This is a genomic window from Klebsiella sp. M041, assembly GCF_059759695.1.
The window spans coordinates 236,273-259,499 of sequence record NZ_JCAXWU010000007.1; the positions used below are offsets into that span (position 1 = coordinate 236,273).

The 23,227-nt window shown below is 59.2% G+C and carries 21 protein-coding genes and 3 tRNA genes; 15 read left to right on the forward strand and 9 right to left on the reverse strand.

All coding sequences use genetic code 11. The features are described from left to right. Window positions 1-268 precede the first annotated feature (268 nt). Window positions 269-814, reverse strand: coding sequence for a SecY-interacting protein (gene syd / locus AC6CWS_RS11605; protein ID WP_065882021.1), 546 nt, complete (start codon window positions 812-814; stop codon window positions 269-271). Window positions 815-882: 68 nt separating this feature from the next. Between syd and queF the strand changes: the two genes are divergently transcribed. The 5 genes from queF to xni all read left to right on the forward strand — a co-directional run bounded on the left by queF (window position 883) and on the right by xni (window position 7,336). Then, window positions 883-1,728, forward strand: a complete 846-nt coding sequence (gene queF, locus AC6CWS_RS11610) for an NADPH-dependent 7-cyano-7-deazaguanine reductase QueF (RefSeq protein WP_023290839.1) — start codon at window positions 883-885, stop codon at window positions 1,726-1,728. Window positions 1,729-1,839: 111 nt separating this feature from the next. Continuing rightward, window positions 1,840-3,207, forward strand: a complete 1,368-nt coding sequence (ppnN, locus tag AC6CWS_RS11615; protein WP_023290840.1) for a nucleotide 5'-monophosphate nucleosidase PpnN — start codon at window positions 1,840-1,842, stop codon at window positions 3,205-3,207. 500 nt (window positions 3,208-3,707) lie between these two features. After that, window positions 3,708-4,997, forward strand: coding sequence for an HAAAP family serine/threonine permease (locus AC6CWS_RS11620; protein ID WP_023290841.1), 1,290 nt, complete (start codon window positions 3,708-3,710; stop codon window positions 4,995-4,997). A 65-nt stretch (window positions 4,998-5,062) separates the two neighbouring features. Continuing rightward, complete coding sequence (locus AC6CWS_RS11625; protein WP_023290842.1) at window positions 5,063-6,430, forward strand: L-serine ammonia-lyase; 1,368 nt, start codon at window positions 5,063-5,065, stop codon at window positions 6,428-6,430. A gap of 150 nt (window positions 6,431-6,580) precedes the next feature. Beyond that, window positions 6,581-7,336 (forward strand): flap endonuclease Xni, encoded by a 756-nt coding sequence (gene xni / locus AC6CWS_RS11630; RefSeq protein ID WP_023290853.1) that lies wholly within the window; start codon window positions 6,581-6,583, stop codon window positions 7,334-7,336. A gap of 47 nt (window positions 7,337-7,383) precedes the next feature. On the opposite strand, the gene fucO is transcribed toward xni, so the two are convergent. Then, window positions 7,384-8,532 (reverse strand): lactaldehyde reductase, encoded by a 1,149-nt coding sequence (gene fucO, locus AC6CWS_RS11635; RefSeq protein WP_050533555.1) that lies wholly within the window; start codon window positions 8,530-8,532, stop codon window positions 7,384-7,386. A gap of 27 nt (window positions 8,533-8,559) precedes the next feature. Further along, window positions 8,560-9,207: an L-fuculose-phosphate aldolase gene (fucA, locus tag AC6CWS_RS11640; RefSeq protein WP_002915470.1), complete on the reverse strand. Its 648-nt coding sequence runs from the start codon at window positions 9,205-9,207 to the stop codon at window positions 8,560-8,562. A gap of 566 nt (window positions 9,208-9,773) precedes the next feature. Between fucA and fucP the strand changes: the two genes are divergently transcribed. From fucP to fucR, 5 genes are all read left to right on the forward strand, one after another. Beyond that, window positions 9,774-11,084 (forward strand): L-fucose:H+ symporter permease, encoded by a 1,311-nt coding sequence (fucP, locus tag AC6CWS_RS11645; protein WP_065882027.1) that lies wholly within the window; start codon window positions 9,774-9,776, stop codon window positions 11,082-11,084. 32 nt (window positions 11,085-11,116) lie between these two features. Beyond that, entirely contained in the window at window positions 11,117-12,892 is a 1,776-nt protein-coding gene (gene fucI, locus AC6CWS_RS11650; protein WP_023290857.1) for an L-fucose isomerase, read from the forward strand. 106 nt (window positions 12,893-12,998) lie between these two features. Continuing rightward, entirely contained in the window at window positions 12,999-14,417 is a 1,419-nt protein-coding gene (fucK, locus tag AC6CWS_RS11655; protein ID WP_065882028.1) for an L-fuculokinase, read from the forward strand. A 1-nt stretch (window position 14,418) separates the two neighbouring features. Beyond that, on the forward strand, window positions 14,419-14,841 hold the full coding sequence (gene fucU / locus AC6CWS_RS11660) for an L-fucose mutarotase (protein WP_017899197.1): 423 nt from the start codon (window positions 14,419-14,421) through the stop codon (window positions 14,839-14,841). Window positions 14,842-14,899: 58 nt separating this feature from the next. After that, on the forward strand, window positions 14,900-15,610 hold the full coding sequence (gene fucR / locus AC6CWS_RS11665; protein ID WP_023290860.1) for an L-fucose operon activator: 711 nt from the start codon (window positions 14,900-14,902) through the stop codon (window positions 15,608-15,610). A gap of 54 nt (window positions 15,611-15,664) precedes the next feature. Here the strand turns inward: fucR and rlmM are convergent, their stop codons facing one another. The 4 genes from rlmM to AC6CWS_RS11685 form a co-directional block, all read right to left on the reverse strand. After that, the gene (gene rlmM / locus AC6CWS_RS11670) at window positions 15,665-16,765 is read right to left on the reverse strand and encodes a 23S rRNA (cytidine(2498)-2'-O)-methyltransferase RlmM (RefSeq protein ID WP_023290861.1); all 1,101 of its coding nucleotides are present in this window, start codon (window positions 16,763-16,765) and stop codon (window positions 15,665-15,667) included. Next, window positions 16,758-17,153 (reverse strand): DUF423 domain-containing protein, encoded by a 396-nt coding sequence (locus tag AC6CWS_RS11675; protein WP_002915543.1) that lies wholly within the window; start codon window positions 17,151-17,153, stop codon window positions 16,758-16,760. Before AC6CWS_RS11675 ends, rlmM begins: the two co-directional genes overlap by 8 nt. A 19-nt stretch (window positions 17,154-17,172) precedes the next feature. Continuing rightward, the gene (gene gcvA / locus AC6CWS_RS11680) at window positions 17,173-18,090 is read right to left on the reverse strand and encodes a glycine cleavage system transcriptional regulator GcvA (protein ID WP_002915545.1); all 918 of its coding nucleotides are present in this window, start codon (window positions 18,088-18,090) and stop codon (window positions 17,173-17,175) included. 351 nt (window positions 18,091-18,441) lie between these two features. After that, window positions 18,442-18,666, reverse strand: a complete 225-nt coding sequence (locus AC6CWS_RS11685) for a YgdI/YgdR family lipoprotein (RefSeq protein ID WP_002915549.1) — start codon at window positions 18,664-18,666, stop codon at window positions 18,442-18,444. 197 nt (window positions 18,667-18,863) lie between these two features. Between AC6CWS_RS11685 and csdA the strand changes: the two genes are divergently transcribed. Both csdA and csdE read left to right on the forward strand, forming a co-directional pair. Further along, window positions 18,864-20,069, forward strand: a complete 1,206-nt coding sequence (gene csdA / locus AC6CWS_RS11690; protein ID WP_065882029.1) for a cysteine desulfurase CsdA — start codon at window positions 18,864-18,866, stop codon at window positions 20,067-20,069. Then, window positions 20,069-20,506: a cysteine desulfurase sulfur acceptor subunit CsdE gene (csdE, locus tag AC6CWS_RS11695; RefSeq protein ID WP_065882031.1), complete on the forward strand. Its 438-nt coding sequence runs from the start codon at window positions 20,069-20,071 to the stop codon at window positions 20,504-20,506. The genes csdA and csdE overlap by 1 nt, the downstream gene beginning before the upstream one ends. A 131-nt stretch (window positions 20,507-20,637) precedes the next feature. Here the strand turns inward: csdE and tcdA are convergent, their stop codons facing one another. After that, window positions 20,638-21,447 carry a tRNA cyclic N6-threonylcarbamoyladenosine(37) synthase TcdA gene (tcdA, locus tag AC6CWS_RS11700; protein WP_065882032.1) on the reverse strand — a complete coding sequence of 270 codons (810 nt, stop codon included), beginning with the start codon at window positions 21,445-21,447 and terminating at the stop codon, window positions 20,638-20,640. Between the two features lie 105 nt (window positions 21,448-21,552). Next, window positions 21,553-22,650, reverse strand: a complete 1,098-nt coding sequence (gene mltA / locus AC6CWS_RS11705) for a murein transglycosylase A (protein WP_065882034.1) — start codon at window positions 22,648-22,650, stop codon at window positions 21,553-21,555. 210 nt (window positions 22,651-22,860) lie between these two features. Here mltA and AC6CWS_RS11710 point away from each other — a divergent pair. From AC6CWS_RS11710 to AC6CWS_RS11720, 3 genes are all read left to right on the forward strand, one after another. Then, window positions 22,861-22,937 (forward strand) — tRNA-Met (locus AC6CWS_RS11710). Between the two features lie 33 nt (window positions 22,938-22,970). Continuing rightward, window positions 22,971-23,047, forward strand: a tRNA-Met gene (locus AC6CWS_RS11715). Window positions 23,048-23,079: 32 nt separating this feature from the next. Further along, a tRNA-Met gene (locus AC6CWS_RS11720) sits at window positions 23,080-23,156 on the forward strand. Window positions 23,157-23,227: the final 71 nt, after the last annotated feature.

A 23,227-nucleotide genomic window follows, 5' to 3' on the forward strand; every position in this document is an offset into this window, starting at 1 on the left:
GGGTCCTGCAGAAGCGCCATCATCCTGATGTTCGCTTCATTTCGCGACTTCCTGTCGACAGACATAGGATCACTGATTCTGCCTCTTCTTACAACCCTTCTTGAGACAATCTCTTAAGATTAGTCCCCACTCAAAAGGACGAAAAAATAAAAATCCAATTTAATACCAATAAGTTAACAAAAAAAGATTGGATTAAATTTGCCTTAAATGATGATGATCTCTTACAGGTTTTGTAAGAGATCTCTCACAAATGACCAGGCAGACTGGATTACAGAACCGGCTCAAGCTGGTTGAGGAAACCCGCAAGCGAGGGGGAAAGGGTGATGCGTTTGGCGGTGCCGAGGGTCTCTTTGACGACTTCACCGCTGAGATTACAGACGGAAATGACATCCAGTTCACTCTCGAGGGTGGCGATAAACAGCGTCGGCGCCAGCTTCAGCCGCTTCTGCACCACCAGATGCCCGATGAGGTTTTCCTGCACCCGCTGAAAATCCTCTTCACTCCAGGTCTGCAGCAGCGTTAGCGTTTCGCCGGCAAACCGGCCGGTCATATCGCCGGCAAACTGAGTGGTATAATAAGAATGAAGCGGCTTTTGTACCACAATATCCAGGGCGCGTTCAACCGCGCTGATATTTTGCGCCAGCGAAAACGGCTGCGGCTGCCAGAACACGGCCTCGCCCTGGGTGTCGACGACGCAAGGCGACGGGACGCCATAAAGCTCTTCACTGCGCGGCAGGCTGTGGCGCTGCTGCTGCCAGGCGGCGCAATAACGTTGGGTAAAAGCATGCAGCGCTTCTGCGGTCTGATGGTCCACCGGTTTCTCTCTTCACGTTAGACAGGATACACTGGGGTCATAGTGTACCCGCTTTACTATGGTGAAACATGTCTTCTTACGATAATCATCAGGCGCTGGCCGGCCTGACGCTTGGTAAATCAACCGATTACCGCGATACCTATGACGCCTCGCTGCTGCAGGGCGTTCCGCGCAGCCTTAACCGCGACCCGCTTGGCCTGCATGCCGACAACCTGCCGTTTCACGGCGCCGATATCTGGACGCTGTACGAACTCTCCTGGCTGAACGGCAAAGGCCTGCCGCAGGTGGCCGTCGGCCACGTCGAACTGCCCGACACCAGCGTCAATCTGGTGGAGTCAAAAAGCTTTAAGCTTTATCTCAACAGCTTTAACCAGACGCGTTTCGCCAGCTGGCAGGAGGTTGAAGAGACGCTGACCCGCGATCTGAGCGCCTGCGCCCAGGGCGAGGTCAAGGTCTCGCTGTATCGGCTGGATGAACTGGAAGGCCAGCCGATTGCTCACCTCCACGGCGCCTGCATCGACGATCAGGATATCGAGATCGATAACTATCAGTTCAGCGCCGACTACCTGCAGGGCGCCGCCAGCGGCAAAATCGTGGAAGAGACGCTGGTCAGCCATCTGCTGAAGTCCAACTGCCTGATCACCCACCAGCCGGACTGGGGCTCGGTGCAGATCCAGTATCGTGGGGCGAAAATCGACCGCGAGCAGCTCCTGCGCTATCTGGTCTCGTTCCGCCACCATAACGAATTCCATGAGCAGTGCGTCGAGCGCATCTTTAACGATATTCTCCGTTTCTGCCAGCCGGAATCGCTTTCCGTTTACGCCCGCTATACGCGACGCGGCGGTCTGGATATCAACCCCTGGCGCAGCAACGGCGACTTTTCCCCTGCCACCGGCCGCCTCGCCCGACAATAATAAACATTTTCACAATTTGCGTGCGTTTAGACGCGCGCAAGGTTGTGGAAACGCCGCTCGCAGGGCTATTGTAATCACAGGAAGACCATAAGCGTCCTGTAAGGAGTTCACTTGATTACACATGTTAGCCCGCTTGGTTCAATGGATATGCTGTCGCAGCTGGAAGTGGATATGCTTAAGCGCACCGCCAGCAGCGATCTGTATCAACTCTTTCGCAACTGCTCGCTTGCTGTGCTCAACTCGGGGAGCCTGACCGATAACAGCAAGGAGCTTCTGTCGCGTTTTGAAAATTTCGATATTAACGTGCTGCGTCGCGAACGCGGCGTGAAGCTGGAACTGATCAACCCGCCGGAAGAGGCCTTCGTTGACGGGCGCATTATTCGTTCCCTGCAGGCCAACCTGTTCGCCGTACTGCGCGATATCCTGTTCGTGTACGGCCAGATCCACAATACCGTTCGCTTCCCGAACCTCGATCTCGAAAGTTCGGTCCATATCACCAACCTGGTGTTCTCGATCCTGCGCAACGCCCGCGCGCTGCACGTCGGCGAAGCGCCGAACATGATCGTCTGTTGGGGCGGCCACTCGATCAACGAAAACGAATACCTCTACGCCCGCCGCGTCGGTACGCAGCTGGGACTGCGGGAACTCAACATCTGCACCGGCTGCGGGCCTGGCGCAATGGAAGCGCCGATGAAAGGCGCCGCCGTCGGCCACGCGCAGCAGCGCTACAAAGACAGCCGCTTTATCGGCATGACCGAACCGTCCATTATCGCTGCGGAACCGCCAAACCCGCTGGTCAATGAACTGATCATCATGCCGGACATCGAAAAGCGTCTGGAGGCCTTCGTGCGCATCGCCCACGGGATCATCATCTTCCCGGGCGGCGTCGGCACCGCCGAAGAGCTGCTTTACCTGCTGGGTATTCTGATGCATCCGGATAACAAAGCGCAGGTGCTGCCGCTGATCCTCACCGGCCCGAAAGAGAGCGCTGACTACTTCCGCGTGCTGGACGAATTTATCACCCATACCCTGGGCGAATCCGCCCGTCGCCACTACCGGATCATCATCGACGATCCGGCGGAAGTGGCGCGGCAGATGAAAAAAGCGATGCCGCTGGTGAAAGAGAGCCGTCGCGAGACCGACGACGCCTACAGCTTCAACTGGTCGATTCGTATCTCGCCGGACCTGCAGATGCCGTTTGATCCAACCCATGAAAATATGGCCAACCTCAAACTCTCCCCGGACCAGCCGGTGGAAGTGCTGGCCGCCGACCTGCGCCGCGCCTTCTCCGGCATTGTCGCGGGTAACGTCAAAGAGGTGGGCATCCAGGCCATCGAGCAGTACGGTCCTTATAAGCTGCACGGCGACCCGGAGATGATGCGCCGCATGGACGATCTGCTGCAGGGCTTCGTCGCCCAGCACCGCATGAAGCTCCCGGGCGGCACCGCCTATATTCCCTGCTACGAAATCATCGCCTGATTTCCGTCCCGCCGGGGCAGCGCCTGTTGCCCCGGCGGGCACGCTTTCTCTGAATTCCAAAACGCGCTAAAAAACTTTCTGTTACTCATCAAACAGCTAAATTATTTTTACATAGCCAATCGTTTGCGTTGGTAAAAACTGCGACAATTATCACTGCAAAAAATGGTTTTAAGCGCAAAAACGTCGACCACTTCTCTTTTTTACAGTAAATCCCTCGTTATTACGCCGCCCCGCTTTTATCTCATATGCTGCAAATGGTAGCCTGCGCGCCACAAATCGCTGGCTGATCACCAGAAACAGGCTGTTGGACTAAAAATACGCACATTGAAAGTGGATTATTGCATTTGAGATCGCGATCACTGATGCATAAACCATATAAATGTATCTTTCCGGCCCAATTATTACGGAGAAAATTTCTAAAAAAACCGTAATTAAACGAATTTCGTGTTACGCAATTGTATTTGTTCATTAGATTTTGTTGATTCCTCCAGGAGATACAGATGGAAACCACTCAAACCAGCACCATCGTTTCGGGCGAAACCCGCAGCGGATGGCGTAAAACCGACACCATGTGGATGCTGGGCCTGTACGGTACAGCGATCGGCGCGGGCGTCTTGTTCCTGCCGATCAACGCCGGCGTCGGCGGCATGATCCCCCTGATTATCATGGCGATTCTGGCCTTCCCGATGACCTTCTTCGCCCACCGCGGTATGACGCGCTTCGTGCTCTCCGGCAAAAACCCGGGCGAAGACATCACTGAAGTGGTTGAAGAACACTTCGGCGTAGGCGCAGGTAAGCTGATTACCCTGCTCTACTTCTTCGCTATCTACCCAATCCTGTTGGTCTACAGCGTGGCGATCACCAATACCGTAGAAAGCTTCATGGCGCACCAGCTGCACATGACGCCGCCGCCGCGCGCGATTCTGTCGCTGATCCTGATCGTCGGCATGATGACCATCGTGCGTTTCGGCGAGCAGATGATCGTGAAAGCGATGAGCATTCTGGTGTTTCCGTTCGTAATCGCCCTGATGATTCTGGCGCTGTACCTGATCCCGCAGTGGAACGGCGCGGCGCTGGAGACCCTCTCCCTGAGCGGCGCCTCCGTCACCGGCAACGGCCTGCTGATGACCCTGTGGCTGGCGATCCCGGTCATGGTCTTCTCTTTCAACCACTCGCCGATCATCTCCTCCTTCGCGGTTGCCAAGCGTGAAGAGTACGGCGAAGGCGCCGAGAAAAAATGCTCCAGCATCCTGGCTCGCGCTCATATCATGATGGTGCTGACCGTGATGTTCTTCGTCTTCAGCTGCGTCCTGAGCCTCTCTCCGGCAGACCTGGCGGCGGCGAAAGAGCAGAACATCTCGATTCTGTCTTACCTGGCGAACCACTTTAACGCGCCAATCATTGCCTGGATGGCGCCGATCATCGCGATGATCGCCATCACCAAATCCTTCCTCGGCCACTACCTGGGCGCCCGCGAAGGCTTTAACGGCATGGTGATTAAGTCCCTGCGCGGTAAAGGCAAATCTATCGAAATCAACAAACTGAACAAGCTGACCGCGCTGTTCATGCTGGTGACCACCTGGATTGTCGCGACGCTGAACCCGAGCATCCTCGGCATGATCGAGACCCTTGGCGGCCCGATTATCGCGATGATCCTGTTCCTGATGCCGATGTACGCGATTCAGAAAGTGCCGGCGATGCGTAAATACAGCGGCCACGTCAGCAACGTCTTCGTGGTGATTATGGGTCTGATTGCCATCTCCGCGATCTTCTACTCGCTGTTCAGCTAATTCAGTCAACACCTCCCCCCGCGCCGCTGAACGGCGGCGCGCTTTCCGACAGCACGGGAATACATATGATCAGCGTATTCGATATCTTTAAAATCGGCATTGGCCCTTCCAGCTCCCATACCGTTGGACCGATGAAAGCGGGCAAACAATTCACTGACGACCTGATCGCGCGCGGCCTGCTGGCCGAGGTGAGCAAAGTGGTCGTCGACGTCTACGGCTCCCTCTCCCTGACCGGTAAAGGCCACCATACCGATATCGCGATTATCATGGGGCTCGCCGGCAACCTGCCGGACACCGTCGACATCGACGCTATCCCTGGCTTTATTCAGGACGTTAACACCCATGGTCGCCTGATGCTGGCCAACGGCCAGCACGAAGTGGACTTCCCGGTCGATCAGTGCATGAATTTCCATGCCGACAACCTGTCGCTGCATGAGAACGGCATGCGCATCACTGCCCTGGCCGGCGACCAGGCGCTCTACAGCCAGACGTACTACTCCATCGGCGGCGGCTTTATCGTCGATGAAGCGCACTTCGGCCAGACTACCGACGCGCCGGTGGCCGTCCCTTATCCTTATAAAAACGCCGCCGACCTGCAGCGTCACTGCCGCGAAACCGGGCTGTCGCTCTCCGGCCTGATGATGCAGAACGAACTGGCGCTGCACAGTAAAGAGGCGCTGGAGCAACACTTCGCCGCGGTGTGGGAAGTGATGAGCGCCGGTATTGAGCGCGGCATCACCACCGAAGGCGTCCTGCCGGGCAAACTGCGCGTTCCGCGCCGGGCTGCCGCGCTGCGCCGCATGCTGGTGAGCCAGGACACCACCAACAGCGACCCGATGGCGGTGGTCGACTGGATCAATATGTTCGCCCTCGCGGTGAACGAAGAGAACGCCGCCGGCGGCCGGGTGGTGACGGCGCCGACCAACGGCGCCTGCGGTATCGTGCCGGCAGTGCTGGCCTATTACGACAAGTTTATCCGCAAGGTGAACAGCAACTCCCTGGCGCGCTATATGCTGGTGGCCAGCGCGATTGGTTCGCTCTATAAGATGAACGCCTCGATCTCCGGCGCCGAAGTGGGCTGCCAGGGTGAAGTGGGCGTCGCCTGCTCGATGGCGGCGGCCGGTCTGGCTGAACTGCTGGGCGGCAGCCCGGGCCAGGTGTGCATCGCGGCAGAGATCGCCATGGAGCATAACCTCGGTCTGACCTGCGACCCTGTCGCCGGCCAGGTGCAGGTGCCGTGCATCGAACGCAACGCTATCGCCGCCGTGAAAGCGGTCAACGCCGCGCGAATGGCGCTGCGCCGGACCAGCGAGCCGCGCGTCTGCCTCGATAAAGTCATTGAGACCATGTACGAAACCGGCAAAGACATGAACGCCAAGTACCGGGAAACCTCTCGCGGGGGGCTGGCGATGAAGATTGTCGCCTGCGATTAACCTGCAGGCCCGCCGCGCGTCGCCGCGGCGGGCCTGCTTTTGACCGGAATCCTGCCTGATTTGCGAGTGTGATTCCCGATCCTCGCTCTACCAATGGCCTCGAATCACCACCGATGTTACCCTAAAGGCGCTGAGAATAAGGGGGTATCTGTGGCTGTTCATCTGTTAATCGTCGACGCGTTAAATCTGATCCGCCGCATCCACGCGGTACAGGGCTCGCCCTGCGTCGATACCTGCCTGCATGCGCTGGAGCAGCTGATCGTCCATAGTCAGCCCACCCACGCGGTGGCGGTGTTTGATGATGAGGATCGCGCCCACGGCTGGCGCCACCAGCGCCTGCCGGAGTACAAAGCCGGCCGCGCGCCGATGCCGGAGACCCTGGTCGCCGAGATGCCGGCGCTGCGGGCCGCCTTCGAGCAGCGGGGGATCCGCTGCTGGGCCTCGCCGGGCAGCGAAGCGGATGACCTCGCCGCCACCCTGGCGGTGAAGGTGGCCCAGGCGGGCCATCAGGCCACCATTGTCTCCACTGACAAAGGCTACTGCCAGCTGCTGTCGCCCACCATCCGCATCCGCGACTACTTTCAGAAGCGCTGGCTGGACGCCCCCTTCATCGCCAGCGAGTTCGGCGTCACCCCGGAGCAGCTGGCGGATTACTGGGGGCTGGCGGGGATCAGCAGCTCGAAGGTGCCGGGCGTAGCGGGCATTGGCCCCAAAAGCGCCGCCCAGCTGCTGAACGAGTTCCAGGACCTGGAGGGGCTGTATGCCCGCCTGGCTGAGGTCCCGGAAAAGTGGCGCAAAAAGCTGGCAACGCATCAGGAAATGGCCTTCACCTGCCGGGAAGTCGCCCGCCTGCAGACCGACCTACAGCTGGACGGCAATCTGCAGCAGCTGCGGCTGACGCGCTGACCCTACCCGAGCGCGGCGGCACCGCCTGCTTCGGCCGGGCCGGCCCCTCACCAGGCCGCCTGATATAACCCGACGATATCGGCCAGGCTCGCCTCGCGCGGGTTGCCGCCGGTACACACATCCGCCAGCGCCGCCTGGGCCAGCGCCGGAATATCCTCTTTCCTGACGCCCACCTCGCGCAGATGGCCGGGAATACCGACATCACGGTTGAGCTGGCAGACCGCCTCCACCGCCGCCAGGCGCGCGGCGGTCAGGCTTAACGCTTCCACCCTGACGCCCATCGCCCTGGCGATATCGCGATATTTTTCCCCGGTCGCCTCAGCATTAAAGCGCATCACGTGCGGCAGCAGGATGGCATTCGCCACACCGTGCGGCGTGTTGTAGAAAGCGCCGAGCGGATGCGCCATGCCGTGCACCAGGCCAAGCCCGACGTTGGAAAATCCCATCCCCGCCACATACTGGCCGAGCGCCATGGCTTCCCCCGCTCCGGCGTCTCCGGCAACCGAGCCGCGCAGCGCGCCGGCGATGATCTCGATGGCTTTGAGGTGCAGCGCATCGGTCAAAGCCCAGGCGCCGCGGGTGAGGTACCCTTCGATAGCGTGCGTCAGGGCGTCGACGCCGGTCGCCGCCTTCAGCGCCGGCGGCATGGCGTCCATCATATCGGCATCGATAAAGGCCACCTGCGGAATATCGTGCGGGTCGACGCAGACAAACTTACGCCGCTGTTCTTCATCGGTGATGACATAGTTAATCGTCACCTCCGCCGCGGTACCCGCGGTGGTCGGCACCGCGAAGATCGGCACGCTGGGCTGACGGGTGGGCGACAGCCCCTCCAGGCTGCGGACATCGGCGAACGCCGGGTTACGCTGAATAATACCGATCGCCTTACAGGTATCCTGCGGCGAACCGCCGCCGATGGCGATCAGGTAATCCGCCCCGCTGCGCTGAAAGGCCTGCAGCCCCTGCTGGACCACGGCGATGGTGGGATTGGGGATCACGTCGCTGAACATGTCCCATGCCAGCCCGGCGGCGTCCAGTTTGTCAGTGACTTTTGCCGCCACGCCGCACTGCGCGAGGGTGCTGTCGGTCACGATCAATGCCTTGCGATAACCGCGCCGCATCACTTCATCGGTTAATGCGTTTATCGCCCCCCGGCCAAACCACGCCGTTTCGTTGAGGATCATTCGGTTTGCCATCGCGTCTCTCCTGTTAGCGTTGCGGCATCACTCTTCAATGCGTAATCCGTAGGTTTTGAACTTCTCCAGCACGATGGCGATCGCCTCGTCATCCAGCACCGGTACCGGGTCGGTAATCGCCAGCGTGCTGAGATAAAGCTGGGCCAGGACTTCCACTTCATGCGCCAGCCAGAGCGCTTTCTCCAGGCTGGCCTCGCAGGCGATCAGGCCATGATGCTGCAGCAGCGTGGCTTTGCGGTGCTTCAGCGCCACCGCGACATGCTCAGACAGTTCGCGGGTGCCAAAGGTGGCATAGGGCGCGCAGGGGATCGAATTCCCGCCCGCCGCGGCGATCATATAGTGGATGGCCGGAATGGGCCGGTTGAGGATCGACACCGCCGTACAATGCACAGCGTGATTGTGGACCACCGCCTGAGCATCGGGCCGCGTCTGGTAGGCCGCCTGATGGAAACGCCATTCGCTGGAGGGCAGTTTTCCCTGCTCATGCTGGCCGTCGGCATCAATAAAGACGATCTTGTCTTCCGTCAGTTTTTCATACGGGATGCCGGTGGGCGTGATCAGCATCCCCCCCTGATAGCGCACGCTGACATTGCCGGCGGTCCCCTGATTTAACCCCAGGCGGGTCATTTCCAGGCAGGTATCGATAATCTGCCGGGCCAGTCTGTTTCTTTCCATTGCTTTCCTCTTTTGGCGACTCATCATCCGTCAACGGCAGGGCAACGCAATTATTGTCGGCTACCGTGGGATAGGTTGAATAATGATCTCCATCTTCAGCCTGAATAATCACAGGGGAATTTTCATCGCCATATTTTGTGAACCACGTCAATTATTTCGCCCTAAAAAAAGGGATCAGCCTGGTTAATCGACCATTTAAAATGCCCGTTCTTAAAAATATTCCATCAAGCGGGCATTTTATTTTCCTGTAACATTTGCCCGTTTTCCACGATATATATTCAATCGGTCATTGGCGTTGTGGTTTTGTGAATTTATTTTCTCAAACGGTCAGCGATTTTGAAAAATTAAAGTGACAATTATCACATAAAATGGTCCGCAGAGCGTTAAGTGTGACCCTCATCATATTAACAGGCGGTTTTTATTTGAAAATGAAGCCATGAGTTCCGCCGTGACTTTCATTTCACTCACCGGCGCGTCACCTGAGCTCACTTAATTTTGCGGTCTGCTGCAGCACCAGACTGCGCCCTGAATGCTGTTGTAACTGCTTCTGAACTGATGAGGACGCTATGGGAAACACAACGATACCAACGCAAAGTTACCGCGCCATGGAGAGCGGGCAGAGTAAGAGCTATATTATTCCTTTTGCTCTGCTGTGCTCCCTCTTTTTTCTGTGGGCCGTGGCCAATAATCTTAATGATATTTTATTACCGCAATTTCAACAGGCCTTTACGCTGACTAACTTTCAGGCCGGATTAATCCAGTCGGCTTTTTATTTTGGCTATTTTGTTATTCCCATCCCCGCCGGGATGCTGATGAAAAAATTCAGCTATAAAGCAGGCATTCTTACTGGTCTGTTTTTATATGCCTGCGGCGCCGCGCTGTTCTGGCCTGCCGCCGAAGTGATGAATTACACCCTATTTCTGATTGGATTATTTATTATCGCCGCCGGGCTTGGCTGTCTGGAAACTGCGGCCAACCCGTTTGTCACCGTTCTCGGTCCGGAAAGCGGCGGTCACTTCCGTCTTAATCTGGCCCAGACCTTTAACTCATTTGGCGCCATTATCGCCGTGGTATTTGGTCAGAGCCTTATTTTGTCCAACGTGCCGCATCAGCCGCAGGAGGTGCTGGATAGCATGACCCCAGAACAGCTCGGCGCCTGGAAGCACAGCCTGGTCCTGTCGGTACAAACCCCCTATATGATTATCGTGGCCATCGTGCTGCTGGTCGCCCTGCTGATCGTCTGCACCCGCTTCCCGTCGCTGCAAAGCGATGACCACAGCGACAGCGCGCAGAGCACTTTTCTCGCCTCGCTGTCGCGCCTGATGCGCATCCGCCACTGGCGCTGGGCGGTACTGGCCCAGTTCTGCTATGTCGGCGCGCAGACCGCCTGCTGGAGCTATCTGATTCGCTACGCTGTCGAAGAGATCCCGGGCATGACGGCCGGTTTCGCCGCCAACTACCTCACCGGCACCATGGTCTGCTTCTTCATTGGCCGTTTCACCGGCACCTGGCTTATCCGCCGCTTCGCGCCGCATAACGTACTGGCTGTCTATGCGCTTATCGCCATGCTGCTCTGTTTGCTCTCCGCCTTCAGCGGCGGCCACGTCGGCCTGCTGGCCCTGACCCTGTGCAGCGCCTTTATGTCCATTCAGTACCCGACCATCTTCTCGTTGGGGATTAAGCATCTGGGCCAGGACACCAAATATGGCTCGTCCTTTATCGTCATGACCATCATCGGCGGCGGGATCGTCACCCCGGTGATGGGCTTTGTCAGCGATGCCGCCGGCAATATCCCGACCGCTGAGCTGGTCCCGGCGCTGTGCTTCGCCATCATCTTTATTTTTGCCCGTTTCCGCTCGCAAGCGGCGACGAACTAAACCTGTTATCCGCATAACCTGAGGGATCTGTAATGAAAAAAATCAGCTTACCGAAGATCGGTATCCGCCCGGTAATCGATGGTCGTCGCATGGGAGTCCGCGAATCGCTGGAAGCGCAAACCATGAACATGGCGAAAGCCACCGCCGCGCTTATCAGCGAGAAGCTGCGCCATGCCTGCGGCGCCCGGGTGGAGTGCGTAATCGCCGATACCTGCATCGCCGGCATGGCCGAGTCGGCCGCCTGTGAAGAGAAATTCAGCAGCCAGAACGTTGGCGTCACCATCACCGTCACTCCCTGCTGGTGCTACGGCAGTGAAACCATCGACATGGATCCGCTGCGCCCGAAGGCCATCTGGGGCTTTAACGGCACCGAACGTCCGGGGGCGGTCTATCTGGCCGCCGCGCTGGCGGCCCACAGCCAGAAAGGGATCCCGGCGTTCTCCATCTACGGGCATGACGTGCAGGATGCCGATGACACCTCCATCCCGGCGGACGTCGAAGAAAAACTGTTGCGCTTCGCTCGCGCCGGCCTGGCCGTCGCCAGTATGAAGGGGAAAAGCTATCTGTCGCTGGGCGGCGTCTCAATGGGCATCGCCGGCTCCATCGTCGACCACAACTTCTTTGAATCCTGGCTCGGGATGAAGGTTCAGGCAGTCGACATGACGGAGCTGCGCCGGCGAATCGATCAGAAAATCTATGATGAAACCGAGCTGGAGATGGCGCTGGCGTGGGCGGATAAACATTTCCGCTACGGCGAAGATCAGAACGCCGAGCAGTATAAGCGCAATGAAACGCAGAGCCGCGCGGTGCTGAAAGAGAGCCTGCTGATGGCGATGTGCATCCGCGATATGATGCAGGGCAACGCGAAGCTCGCGGAAAAAGGGCTGGTGGAGGAGTCGCTGGGCTACAACGCCATCGCCGCCGGTTTCCAGGGCCAGCGCCACTGGACCGATCAATACCCCAATGGCGATACCGCCGAAGCGCTGCTCAACAGCTCTTTTGACTGGAACGGCGTGCGCGAGCCGTTCGTCGTCGCCACCGAAAACGACAGCCTCAACGGCGTGGCCATGCTGATGGGCCACCAGCTCACCGGCACCGCCCAGGTGTTTGCCGACGTGCGCACCTACTGGTCGCCGGACGCCGTTGAGCGCGTCACCGGGCAGCCGCTCACCGGCCGGGCGGAGCACGGCATTATTCACCTGATTAACTCCGGCTCCGCGGCGCTGGACGGCTCCTGCCAGCAGCGCGACGCGCAGGGCAACCCGACGATGAAACCTCACTGGGAGATTGAACAGAACGAGGCGGATGCCTGCCTCGCGGCCACCGAATGGTGCCCGGCGATCCATGAATACTTCCGCGGCGGCGGCTTCTCTTCCCGCTTCCTGACCGAAGGCGGCGTGCCGTTCACCATGACCCGGGTGAACATCATCAAAGGTCTGGGACCGGTGCTGCAAATTGCCGAAGGCTGGAGCGTGGCGCTGCCCAAAGCGATGCACGACCAGCTCGACGCCCGCACCAACTCCACCTGGCCCACCACCTGGTTTGCCCCGCGTCTGACCGGCAAGGGCCCGTTCAGCGATGTGTACTCGGTCATGGCCAACTGGGGCGCCAACCACGGCGTGCTGACCATCGGCCATGTCGGCGCGGATTTCATTACCCTCGCCGCCATGCTGCGCATTCCGGTCTGCATGCACAACGTGGAAGCGGCGAAAATCTACCGCCCCTCCGCCTGGGCCGCGCACGGCATGGACATCGAAGGCCAGGACTATCGCGCCTGCCAGAACTACGGGCCGCTGTATAAGCGTTAACTGGTGGGTTTAGCCGGTGGCGCAGGCTTACCGGGCCTACAGACGCGCGCTGTTTGTAGGCCGGATAAGCGCCGCGCCATTCGGCAATGTTGTTTCGGGAGTCACTATGAAGCAAGACGTTATCCTGGTCCTCGACTGCGGCGCCACGAACGTGCGGGCGATGGCCGTTGACCGACAGGGGAACATTATCGCCCGCGCCGCAACGGCAAACGCCAGCGACATCGCCGCCGAGCGCAGCGACTGGCACCAGTGGTCGCTGGAGGCCATTATGCAGCGCTTTGCCGATTGCTGTCGGCAGATCCACGACCCGCTGGCCTCCTGCACGGTGCGCGGCATCGCCGTTACAACCTTTGGCGTCGATGGCGCGCTGGTGGATGAGCAGGGTGCGCTGCTGTATCCGATCATCAGCTGGAAATGCCCGCGCACCGCGGCGGTGATGGACACCATCAGCCGGTATATGCCCGCGCGCCAGCTGCAGCAAATCGCCGGCGTCGGCGCCTTTGCGTTCAACACCCTGTATAAGCTGATCTGGCTGAAAGAGAACCACCCGCAGCTGCTGGCGCAGGCCCATGCCTGGCTGTTCATTTCGTCGCTGATCAACCATCGGCTGACCGGGGAGTTCACCACCGACCTCACCATGGCGGGCACCAGCCAGATGCTCGATCTCCGGCAGCGCGATTTCAGCGCGCCGATCCTGCAGGCGACCGGCCTGCCGCGCCGCCTGTTCCCACGGCTGGTTGAAGCGGGCCAGCCGATCGGCGGCCTGCTGCCGGAGGCCGCTGCGCTGTTGGGCCTTCCCGTCGGGATCCCGGTTATCTCGGCCGGGCACGACACCCAGTTCGCCCTGTTTGGCGCCGGCGCCGGGCAGGATGAGCCGGTGCTCTCCTCCGGGACCTGGGAGATCCTGATGGTGCGCAGCGCGCAGGTCGACACCTCGCTGCTCGGCAACTACAGCGGCTCCACCTGCGAGCTGGACAGCCAGCCGGGGCGCTATAACCCGGGGATGCAGTGGCTGGCCTCCGGCGTGCTCGAATGGGTGCGTAAGCTGCTGTGGAGCGCCGACACGCCGTGGCAAACTCTGATTGACGAAGCCCAGGCGATCCCGCCCGGCGCCGAGGGCGTCAGGATGCAGTGCGACCTGCTCGCCAGCCAGCACGCCGGCTGGCAGGGCGTCACGCTCAACACCACCCGCGGCCATTTTTACCGTGCCGCGCTGGAGGGGTTAAGCGACCAGTTAGCGCAGCATCTGCAAACCCTGGAAAACATCGGCCGCTTCCGGGCGAAAGAGCTGCTGCTGGTCGGCGGCGGCAGCCGCAACGCGCTGTGGAACCAGATCAAGGCCGACCGGCTGGGAATACCGATCAAAGTGCTCGACGATGCCGAAACCACGGTGGCCGGCGCGGCGATGTTTGGCTGGTATGGCGTGGGCGAGTTCTCTTCGCCGGAGCAGGCCAGAGCGCAGGTCGCGTACCGCTACCGCTATTTTTGGCCGCAAACTGAACCTGAATTCACAGAGGAAGCCTGAGATGCTCAAAACCATTTCCCCGCTGATATCGCCGGAACTGCTGAAAGTGCTGGCCGAAATGGGCCATGGGGATGAAATTATTTTTTCCGATGCCCACTTCCCGGCGCACAGCATGGGTCCGCAGGTGATCCGCGCCGACGGCCTGCGGGTCAGCGACCTGCTGCAGGCGATTATCCCGCTGTTCGAGTTAGACAGCTACGCGCCGCCGCTGGTGATGATGGCCGCCGTCGAAGGCGATGCCCTCGACCCGACGGTGGAACAGCGCTATCGGCAGGCGCTCTCGGCGCAGGCCCCCTGCCCGGACATCGTGCGGATTGACCGCTTCGCCTTCTACGACCGGGCGCAAAAAGCCTTTGCGATCGTTATCACAGGAGAGTGCGCTAAGTACGGAAATATCCTTTTAAAAAAAGGAGTCACGCCGTAATCTCATGCCGGAGCGTCTGCCTGATGCAGACGCTCAATTAATGATGGGGTGAGAATAAATGAAAGCGGCCCGCCAGCAGGCGATCGTCGATCTCCTGATCAACCACAGCAGCCTGACCACCGAAACGTTGTCAAAACAGCTCAACGTCAGCAGGGAAACCATTCGCCGCGATCTCAGCGAGCTGCAGGCGCAGGGCAAAGTGCTGCGCAACCACGGCCGGGCCAAAGTGATCCACCAGCGCAGCCAGGACAGCGGCGACCCTTTCCACATGCGCCTGAAAAGCCATTACGCGCATAAAGCCGACATCGCCCGCGAAGCGCTGGCCTGGATTGACGAAGGCATGGTCATCGCCCTCGATGCCAGCTCCACCTGCTGGTACCTCGCCCGCCAGCTGCCGGACCGCCCGCTGCACGTTTTTACCAACAGCCAGCCCATCTGCCAGGAGCTGGCCAAACGCGACCAGATCGCCCTCACCTGCTCCGGCGGCACCCTGCAGCGGAAATATGGCTGCTACGTTAACCCGGCGCTGATTTCCCAGCTGAAATCGCTGGAGATCGATCTGTTTATTTTTTCCTGCGAAGGCATCGACCCGCAGGGCGCGCTGTGGGACTCCAATGCGTTCAATGCCGACTTCAAATCGATCCTGCTTAAGCGGGCGGCGCAGTCGCTGCTGCTGATCGATAAAAGTAAGTTCAACCGTTCCGGCGAGGCGAGAATTGGTCATCTGGATGACGTGACGCATATTGTGTCGGATGCGCCGCAGCCTTAAGCATGCGGCGAAGGCCGGAGGACAAGCACGCCTCTCCGGCCTGAGGGTGAGAGATTAACGCTCGTCGCGACGTCCGCCGACGGCGGCCCAAAGGCGACGCACGTGAACGGTCACCTCTTCACGATCGTGATACAGCTGACGCGCCTGGATCTGGGCGTTAATGCCATGCTCGTCCAGCTGGGCCTGAATGTAGGCCAGATTCTGCGACACCTCTTCATAGCGCTTTTTCATCGGCAGCTTGAGGTTGAAGATGGTCTCCCGGCACCAGCCGTTGACCAGCCACTGCGCCATCAGCGCCGCCACTTTCGCCGGCTTCTCCACCATATCGCAGACCATCCACGAGATGTTGTTGCGGTTCGGACGATAGCGGAAACCGTCTTCGCGCAGCCAGGTCACCTGGCCGGTATCCATCAGGCTCTGGGCCATCGGACCGTTATCGACCGAAGAGACCCACATGTTGCGCTTCACCAGCTGATAGGTCCAGCCGCCCGGGCAGGCGCCAAGGTCGACGGCATACATGCCGTTCGCCAGGCGCTCGTCCCACTCGTCCGCCGGAATAAAGACGTGGAACGCCTCTTCCAGCTTAAGGGTGGAGCGGCTCGGGGCGTCGGACGGAAACTTCAGCCGCGGAATGCCCATATAGAACGGCGAGTTGTTGTTGCTGTACGAGTAGCCGGTATAGCAGCAGCCCGGGGCGATAAAGAACACATGCACCACCGGACGCTTCGGCGTTTCATAGCGGGTCAGGACGCCCGCTTCGCGCAGCGCCGCGCGCAGCGGCACGGTAAACTTGCGGCAGAACTTCATCAGCTCTTTGCTTTCGTTAGTGTCCGCCACCTCGACGCGCAGATCGCCGCCCTTCTCCACCACGCCCTGCAGCATGCCGACGATCGGCGTGATGCGATCCTCCGGCGGCAGGTCGCGCAGCAGTTCGCCGACCACAAACATCTGGCGGGCGAAGATCAGCGAGCTGAACGGCAGATCGCGCACCAGCTTCTCGCCATCATCCTGCTGATAGCCTTCAAAAATCACATAGCCAGAGTCTTCTTTGACCCGGGCAAAACCAAACACCTCAAGGCGGGCTGCCTTATCGGTAATTTCTGCTGCGCACTCTTTCTCAAACCCAGGGCGACAATAGAGGACAACCTTATTCATGAACAACGCCCTTACGTTTCAGACGAATTGCACCAATTAACATTAACACCCAGCCGGCGAGGAAGCTCACGCCGCCCACCGGGGTCACGAACGCCCACAGGCGTAAATGAGAGAGCGCCAGGCAGTAGAGGCTGCCGCTGAACAGCACGGTCCCTAACGCCAGAAACACGCTGCTCCAGTAGAACCAGATACTGATCCGACGCTGCATCGCCACCGCCAGACCAAAAATCGCCAGGGTATGGAAGGCCTGATACTCCAGGCCGGTATGGATCCAGGCCATCTCCGCCGCGCCGAGCGATTGACTTAAGACATGCGCGCCGAAGGCACCCAGAGCCACAAAGATAAAGCCGCTAATCGCGGCGAATATCAGCATAAAACGGCTGGTCATGTTGTTACCCTACAAGTAATTATTGTTCATAACGAAAGCGGAATTTTTCTTGTTCACTTGCCGCTTTCGCCAGAATCCACTGCCGGAAAGCGGCTATTTTACCCAGTTCTGCCTGACTGTCATGGCAAACAAGGTAAAACGCATTCTTACTGACCAGAACATCATTAAACGGACACACCAGGCGACCGGCCTCAATTTCGGACTGCGCCATGACGTTATTGGCCAGCGCCACGCCCTGCCCATGAATGGCCGCCTGCAGCACCATCGCGCTGTGGCTGAAAATCGGCCCCTGCTGCACATTAATATGGCTTAGACCCAGCTGGCGGGTATAAGTTTGCCAGTCGCGGCGGGACGCATCGTGAAGCAGCGTATGTTGCGCCAGATCGGCAGGCGTTTTCAATGCCTTGTCGCCGGTGAGCAGCAGCGGGGAACAGACCGGCAGCAGATACTCGGCGTACAGTTTTTCCACACGCAGGCCCGGCCAGTTGCCGCGACCGTAAAAAATTGCCACGTCGACATCGTCCGCCAGCTTATCCTCCTGACGGTCCACCGCCTGGATCCTGACGTCGATTCCCGGATAAGCTGAGTTAAAGCTTGTGAGTCTTGGCACCAGCCACTGGATGGCGAAACTTGGCAATAAACTGACCGTTAAGGCCCCCTTGGCGCTGCGCGCCTGCAGTTTACGCGTCGCTTCCGTCAGTTGCGAAAAAATCTCTTTAATATCCTGAAAATAGCTTTGCCCTTCTTCCGTTAACAGCAGCGAACGATTGCGCCGACGGAACAGCTTAAGGCCCAGAAAATCCTCGAGAGACTTGATTTGGTGGCTGACTGCGGCCTGCGTCACAAAAAGCTCATCGGCTGCCCGAGTGAAGCTGAGATGGCGTGCGGCTGCATCAAAAACACGTAATGCATTCAGAGGAGGTAATCGCTTCGACATGGTTATTCTGGCTTAGATGTTAACTCAATTTAACAAATAGGAAACAATGGTTAACCTATTAGTTTTTTTTATCTGAGCCATTATAAATTGTCCGTTGAGGTTCTACCAGCAAATACCTATAGTGGCGGCACTTCCTGAGCCGGAACGAGAAGCTTTTTTTGGAATGCGTGTTCCATCAAGCTTTTGGCTTACGGTTGTGATGTTGTGTTGTTGTGTTTGCAATTGGTCTGTCTTTGCAGACCCTGGTAGCAAGGCTACCCCTTTTCACTTCCTGTACATTTACCCTGTCTGTCCATAGTGATTTAATGTAGCACCGCAACGCGCGGTGCTTTTTTTTGCCTTTTTACTGCCTTACTCGTCCAGCTCACCCAGCTGTTTCACGTCAGAGCGATTGATCTGCTGTTTGTTGCCCCACGCATCCTTATACGAGATCATGCCAGTATCATTATCGGTTTGCGGTTTCCCGTCGGTGACGATGGTCCGCCCATCATTGGTATGCATCACATAGTTAGAGGAACAGGCGCTCAGGCCCAGTGTCAGCATACAGGCAGAGATAATCGCAGCGGCCTTAGTCATTTTCATTTTTCTCTCCTTACGGCTATTTATACTATTCGTGACTCGTTAAGTAATAGGTTAAAACACAAACCCAACACTTTTCAGCATAACCCTCTTTGCCCCATGTGGAGTCACATTCGGACAATTCCACAGGACGCAGAGGCCTTGTCACGCCCGGCAAATTGCGCGACGATCGCGGCATTGATACGAGGAATTCCATGAACGCATTCAACCCTGCGCACTTTCGCGCGCAGTTTCCGGCTCTGGCCGACGCCGGCGTCTATCTCGACAGCGCGGCGACGGCGCTCAAACCGCTGGCGGTGATCGACGCCAGCGACCAGTTTTATCGCCTGAGCGCCGGCAACGTCCACCGCAGTCAATTCGCCGCCGCCCAGCGGCTGACCGAGCGCTATGAGGCGGCCCGCGAGCATGTGGCGGCGTGGCTGAACGCCCCCTCCGGCAAGGATATCGTCTGGACGCGGGGGACCACGGAGGCCATCAATATGGTGGCGCAGAGCTACGTCCGGCCGCGCCTGCAGCCTGGCGATGAAATTATCGTCAGCGAAGCCGAGCATCATGCCAACCTCGTGCCCTGGCTGATGGTGGCCGGGCAGACCGGCGCCAGAGTGGTCAAGCTGCCGCTTGGCGCCGACCGGCTGCCGGATATCGCCAGCCTCAGCACGCTCATCACCCCGCGCAGCCGGGTGCTGGCCATCGGGCAGATGTCCAACGTCACCGGCGGCTGCCCGGACCTGGCGCAGGCCATCCGCCTTGCTCACGCCGCCGGAATGGTGGTGATGGTCGATGGCGCACAGGGGGCGGTGCATTTCCCCGCGGACGTGCAGGCGCTGGATATCGATTTTTACGCCTTTTCCGGTCATAAGCTGTATGGCCCGACCGGGATCGGCGCCCTGTACGGTAAAAGCGAACTGCTGGCGGCGATGTCGCCCTGGCTCGGCGGCGGGAAGATGATCGCCGAGGTCAGCTTTGACGGCTTTACGCCGCAGCCGGCGCCCTATGGCCTTGAGGCCGGTACGCCCAATGTCGCCGGGGTGATTGGCCTGAGCGCCGCGCTGGAGTGGCTGGCGCAGAGCGATATCGGCCAGGCGGAAAACTGGAGCCGCAGTCTGGCGAGCCTGGCGGAAGAGGCGCTGGCGAAACGGCCAGGCTTCCGCTCTTTCCGCTGCCAGCAGTCAAGCCTGCTCGCCTTTGAGTTCGACGGTATTCATCACAGCGATCTGGTGACGCTGCTGGCGGAGTCCGGCATTGCCCTGCGCGCCGGGCAACACTGCGCCCAGCCGCTGCTGGCGGCCTTAGGGGTCAGCGGCACGCTGCGGGCCTCTTTCGCCCCCTACAATACCCAAGACGATGTTGCGGCGCTGGTCCACGCGGTGGATCGCGCTCTGGAAATTCTGGTGGATTAATGACAACTCTGCATCCCTTCGGCACGACCATTACCGACGCCACGCTGCGCCAGACCTTTGCCCCGCTGAACCAGTGGGAGGATAAATATCGGCAGCTGATTTTATTGGGCAAAAAGCTGCCGACGCTGACCGATGAGCGCAAAGCGCAGGCCCGGGAGATTGCCGGGTGTGAAAACCGCGTCTGGCTGGGCTATGAGGAGGATGCCGAAGGCAGGCTGCACTTCTTTGGCGACAGCGAAGGACGGATTGTGCGCGGCATGCTGGCGGTGCTGTTGACCGCCATTGAAGGCAAAAGCGCCGCTGATCTGCTGGCGCATGATCCGCTGGCGCTATTTGATGCGCTGGGGCTGCGCGGCCAGCTGAGCGCCTCGCGCAGCCAGGGGCTCAGCGCCCTGAGCGAGGCGGTGCTCGCCGCCGCCCGCGAGGTTGAGGTTTAAGCTCATCCCGGGGGCGGCGCTTGACGCGCCTTGCCCGGGCTACCGGTTCGTGCGGTTTTGTCGCCCGGACAGGTGCCTCCGGGGAATTGTCTTGTAGCCCGGGTAAGGCGCCTGCGCCGCGACCCGGGAATTTACGCCGTCTGCCGCTCCGCCTTCGCCAGCATTTTCTTCAGCGCATGGGATACCGCGACAAAGCCAAAGGTCGCGGTCACCATCGTCGCCGCGCCAAACCCGGATGCGCAGTCCATTCGCTTCGGCCCTTCCGCCGTGCTCTTCATCGCGCAGACGCTGCCGTCCGCCTGCGGATAAACCAGCGCTTCGGTAGAGAAGACACAGTCCACGCCGAGCTTGCCTTTGCTGTTTTTCACCACCCCAAACTGGCTTTTCAGCCGCTCGCGCAGTTTGGCCGCCAGCGGATCCTGAATGGTTTTCGCCAGATCGGCGACCTGGATTTGCGTCGGATCGATTTGTCCGCCCGCGCCGCCGGTGGTGACCAGCGGCACCTTATGGCGACGACAGTAAGCGATTAACGCCGCTTTCGGCCGGACGCTGTCGATGGCGTCGATGACGTAGCTGAAGCCGGCGCCCAGGTATTCCGCCACGTTTTCCGGGGTCACGAAATCATCCACTACCGTCACCCGACACTCCGGGTTGATCAGGCGAATACGCTCCGCCATCACTTCGGCTTTCGCCAGCCCGACATTGCCGCTGAGGGCGTGGATCTGGCGGTTGGTATTGGTGACGCAGACATCGTCCATATCGATAAGGGTGATCGCCCCGATGCCGGTTCGCGCCAGCGCTTCCGCCGCCCACGAGCCGACCCCGCCGATCCCGACCACGCAGACGTGGGCGTTGGCAAAACATTGCAGCGCTTTTTCACCATATAAACGTGCCGTACCGCCAAAACGCTGGCGCCAGGCATCGCTGATTACAACAGACATATAACCTCAGAATTAGTGGACATTCCCGGGTCGCGGCGCAAGCGCCTTACCCGGGCTACCGTAGCCCCGGTAAGCGCAGCGCGACCGGGGAAAAGAACGTGAGTACTAGCCGCTAAAGACGTTGCCCGCGCCCGGGGCGTTTTTCAGCACCCATACGCGGCCGTAGTGGTTATACCAGCCGGCACGATGCCCGGCATCCGGGCCAATGCCCTGGTAAATATCGAAATGCTGGCCTTTGATGGCCCCGCCGACATCGAGGGCGACCATCAGTCGCAGTTCGTATTGGCCGTTAAACTTGCCGTTATTATCCAGCAGAGGCACCTCGGCCAGCAAGGTGGTTCCCGGCGGAATAATCGACCGGTCGGAGGCCACCGAGGCGCGGCCAATCAGCGGCACGGCGCTGGCCCCTTTCACCGGAGCGAAAGACTGCGGTTTAAAGAACACGAACGACGGGTTCTGCTCCAGCAGCTCACGCACTTCCGCTTCGCTGTGCTTTTCACCCCACTCGCGGATCGCCTGCATCGACATATCTTCGCGCTTTACTTCCCCGCGGTCGATCAGCACTTTACCGATGCTGCGATAGGGCCAGCCGTTTTTCCCGGCATAGCTAAAGAAGTTGAGCGGCGAACCATCGCCAAAGTCGATATAACCGCTGCCCTGCACGTCCATGATGAAGTTATCCATCAGCGAGTTGCTGTACGCCAGCACATAGTTATCGCTCAGCGCGCCGGCATAAATGCTGGCGCGGGACGGCAGCTTGCCGCGCTTCGGCGGCATCCGGTAAATGGGGTACTGGAATTCGCCCTGGCGGGTGTGGCGCGCCTGCACCACTGGCGTGTAGTAGCCGGTAAACTGGACGTTGCCATAGTTGTCGGTGCCCTGCATCTGCCAGGCGTCGATGCCAAACTGGCGCAGCGTACGGGTGTCGCCGCCGGCGCGCAGCCACTCCTGCAGCGCGTTATAGACGTTGCTTTGGCTGTTATAGAGGCGCGGCGAAGCGTTACGAATTTGATTAACCTGCTCGGAGAAGTCGCCGGCATTGATCGGCGCCCCGACGGCATCCGGCTGGTTTACCAGTGAAAACGGCTGGGTGAACTTGCCATCGCTATATTGCTGACCGCGGTCGGTCGGTTTTGAGGAACAGGCGGCGAGCATGGCCAGCATTGCCCCCGTCGCTACATATTTTGCCCAACGTCCTTTCATGGTGTCTCATCTTTTGCTGCGAAGCCTTAGTGCGTGTTGAAGATAACAAAGCGCCGGGGCTATTGAAATGCGCGATCTCATCGATGGCACAGATTTGTGTAAAAAAACACCACAACATGGCGTTTTATAAGCCAATTCTTACAAAAATGTCGATTTGGTCGAAAAAAGGTTGCATCATCTCGCTAGCGGAGTATAGTGCGCTTCCACGGACGCGGGGTGGAGCAGCCTGGTAGCTCGTCGGGCTCATAACCCGAAGGTCGTCAGTTCAAATCTGGCCCCCGCAACCAATTAAAATTTGATGAAGTAAAGCAGTACGGTGACGCGGGGTGGAGCAGCCTGGTAGCTCGTCGGGCTCATAACCCGAAGGTCGTCGGTTCAAATCCGGCCCCCGCAACCAATCAAATTTGACAATGTGAAGCAGTACGGTGACGCGGGGTGGAGCAGCCTGGTAGCTCGTCGGGCTCATAACCCGAAGGTCGTCGGTTCAAATCCGGCCCCCGCAACCAACATTACAAACACCCTCCAGGGTGTTTTTTTGTTTCTGCGCTCCGCGAATCTGCTACAGAATTCCGAGAAC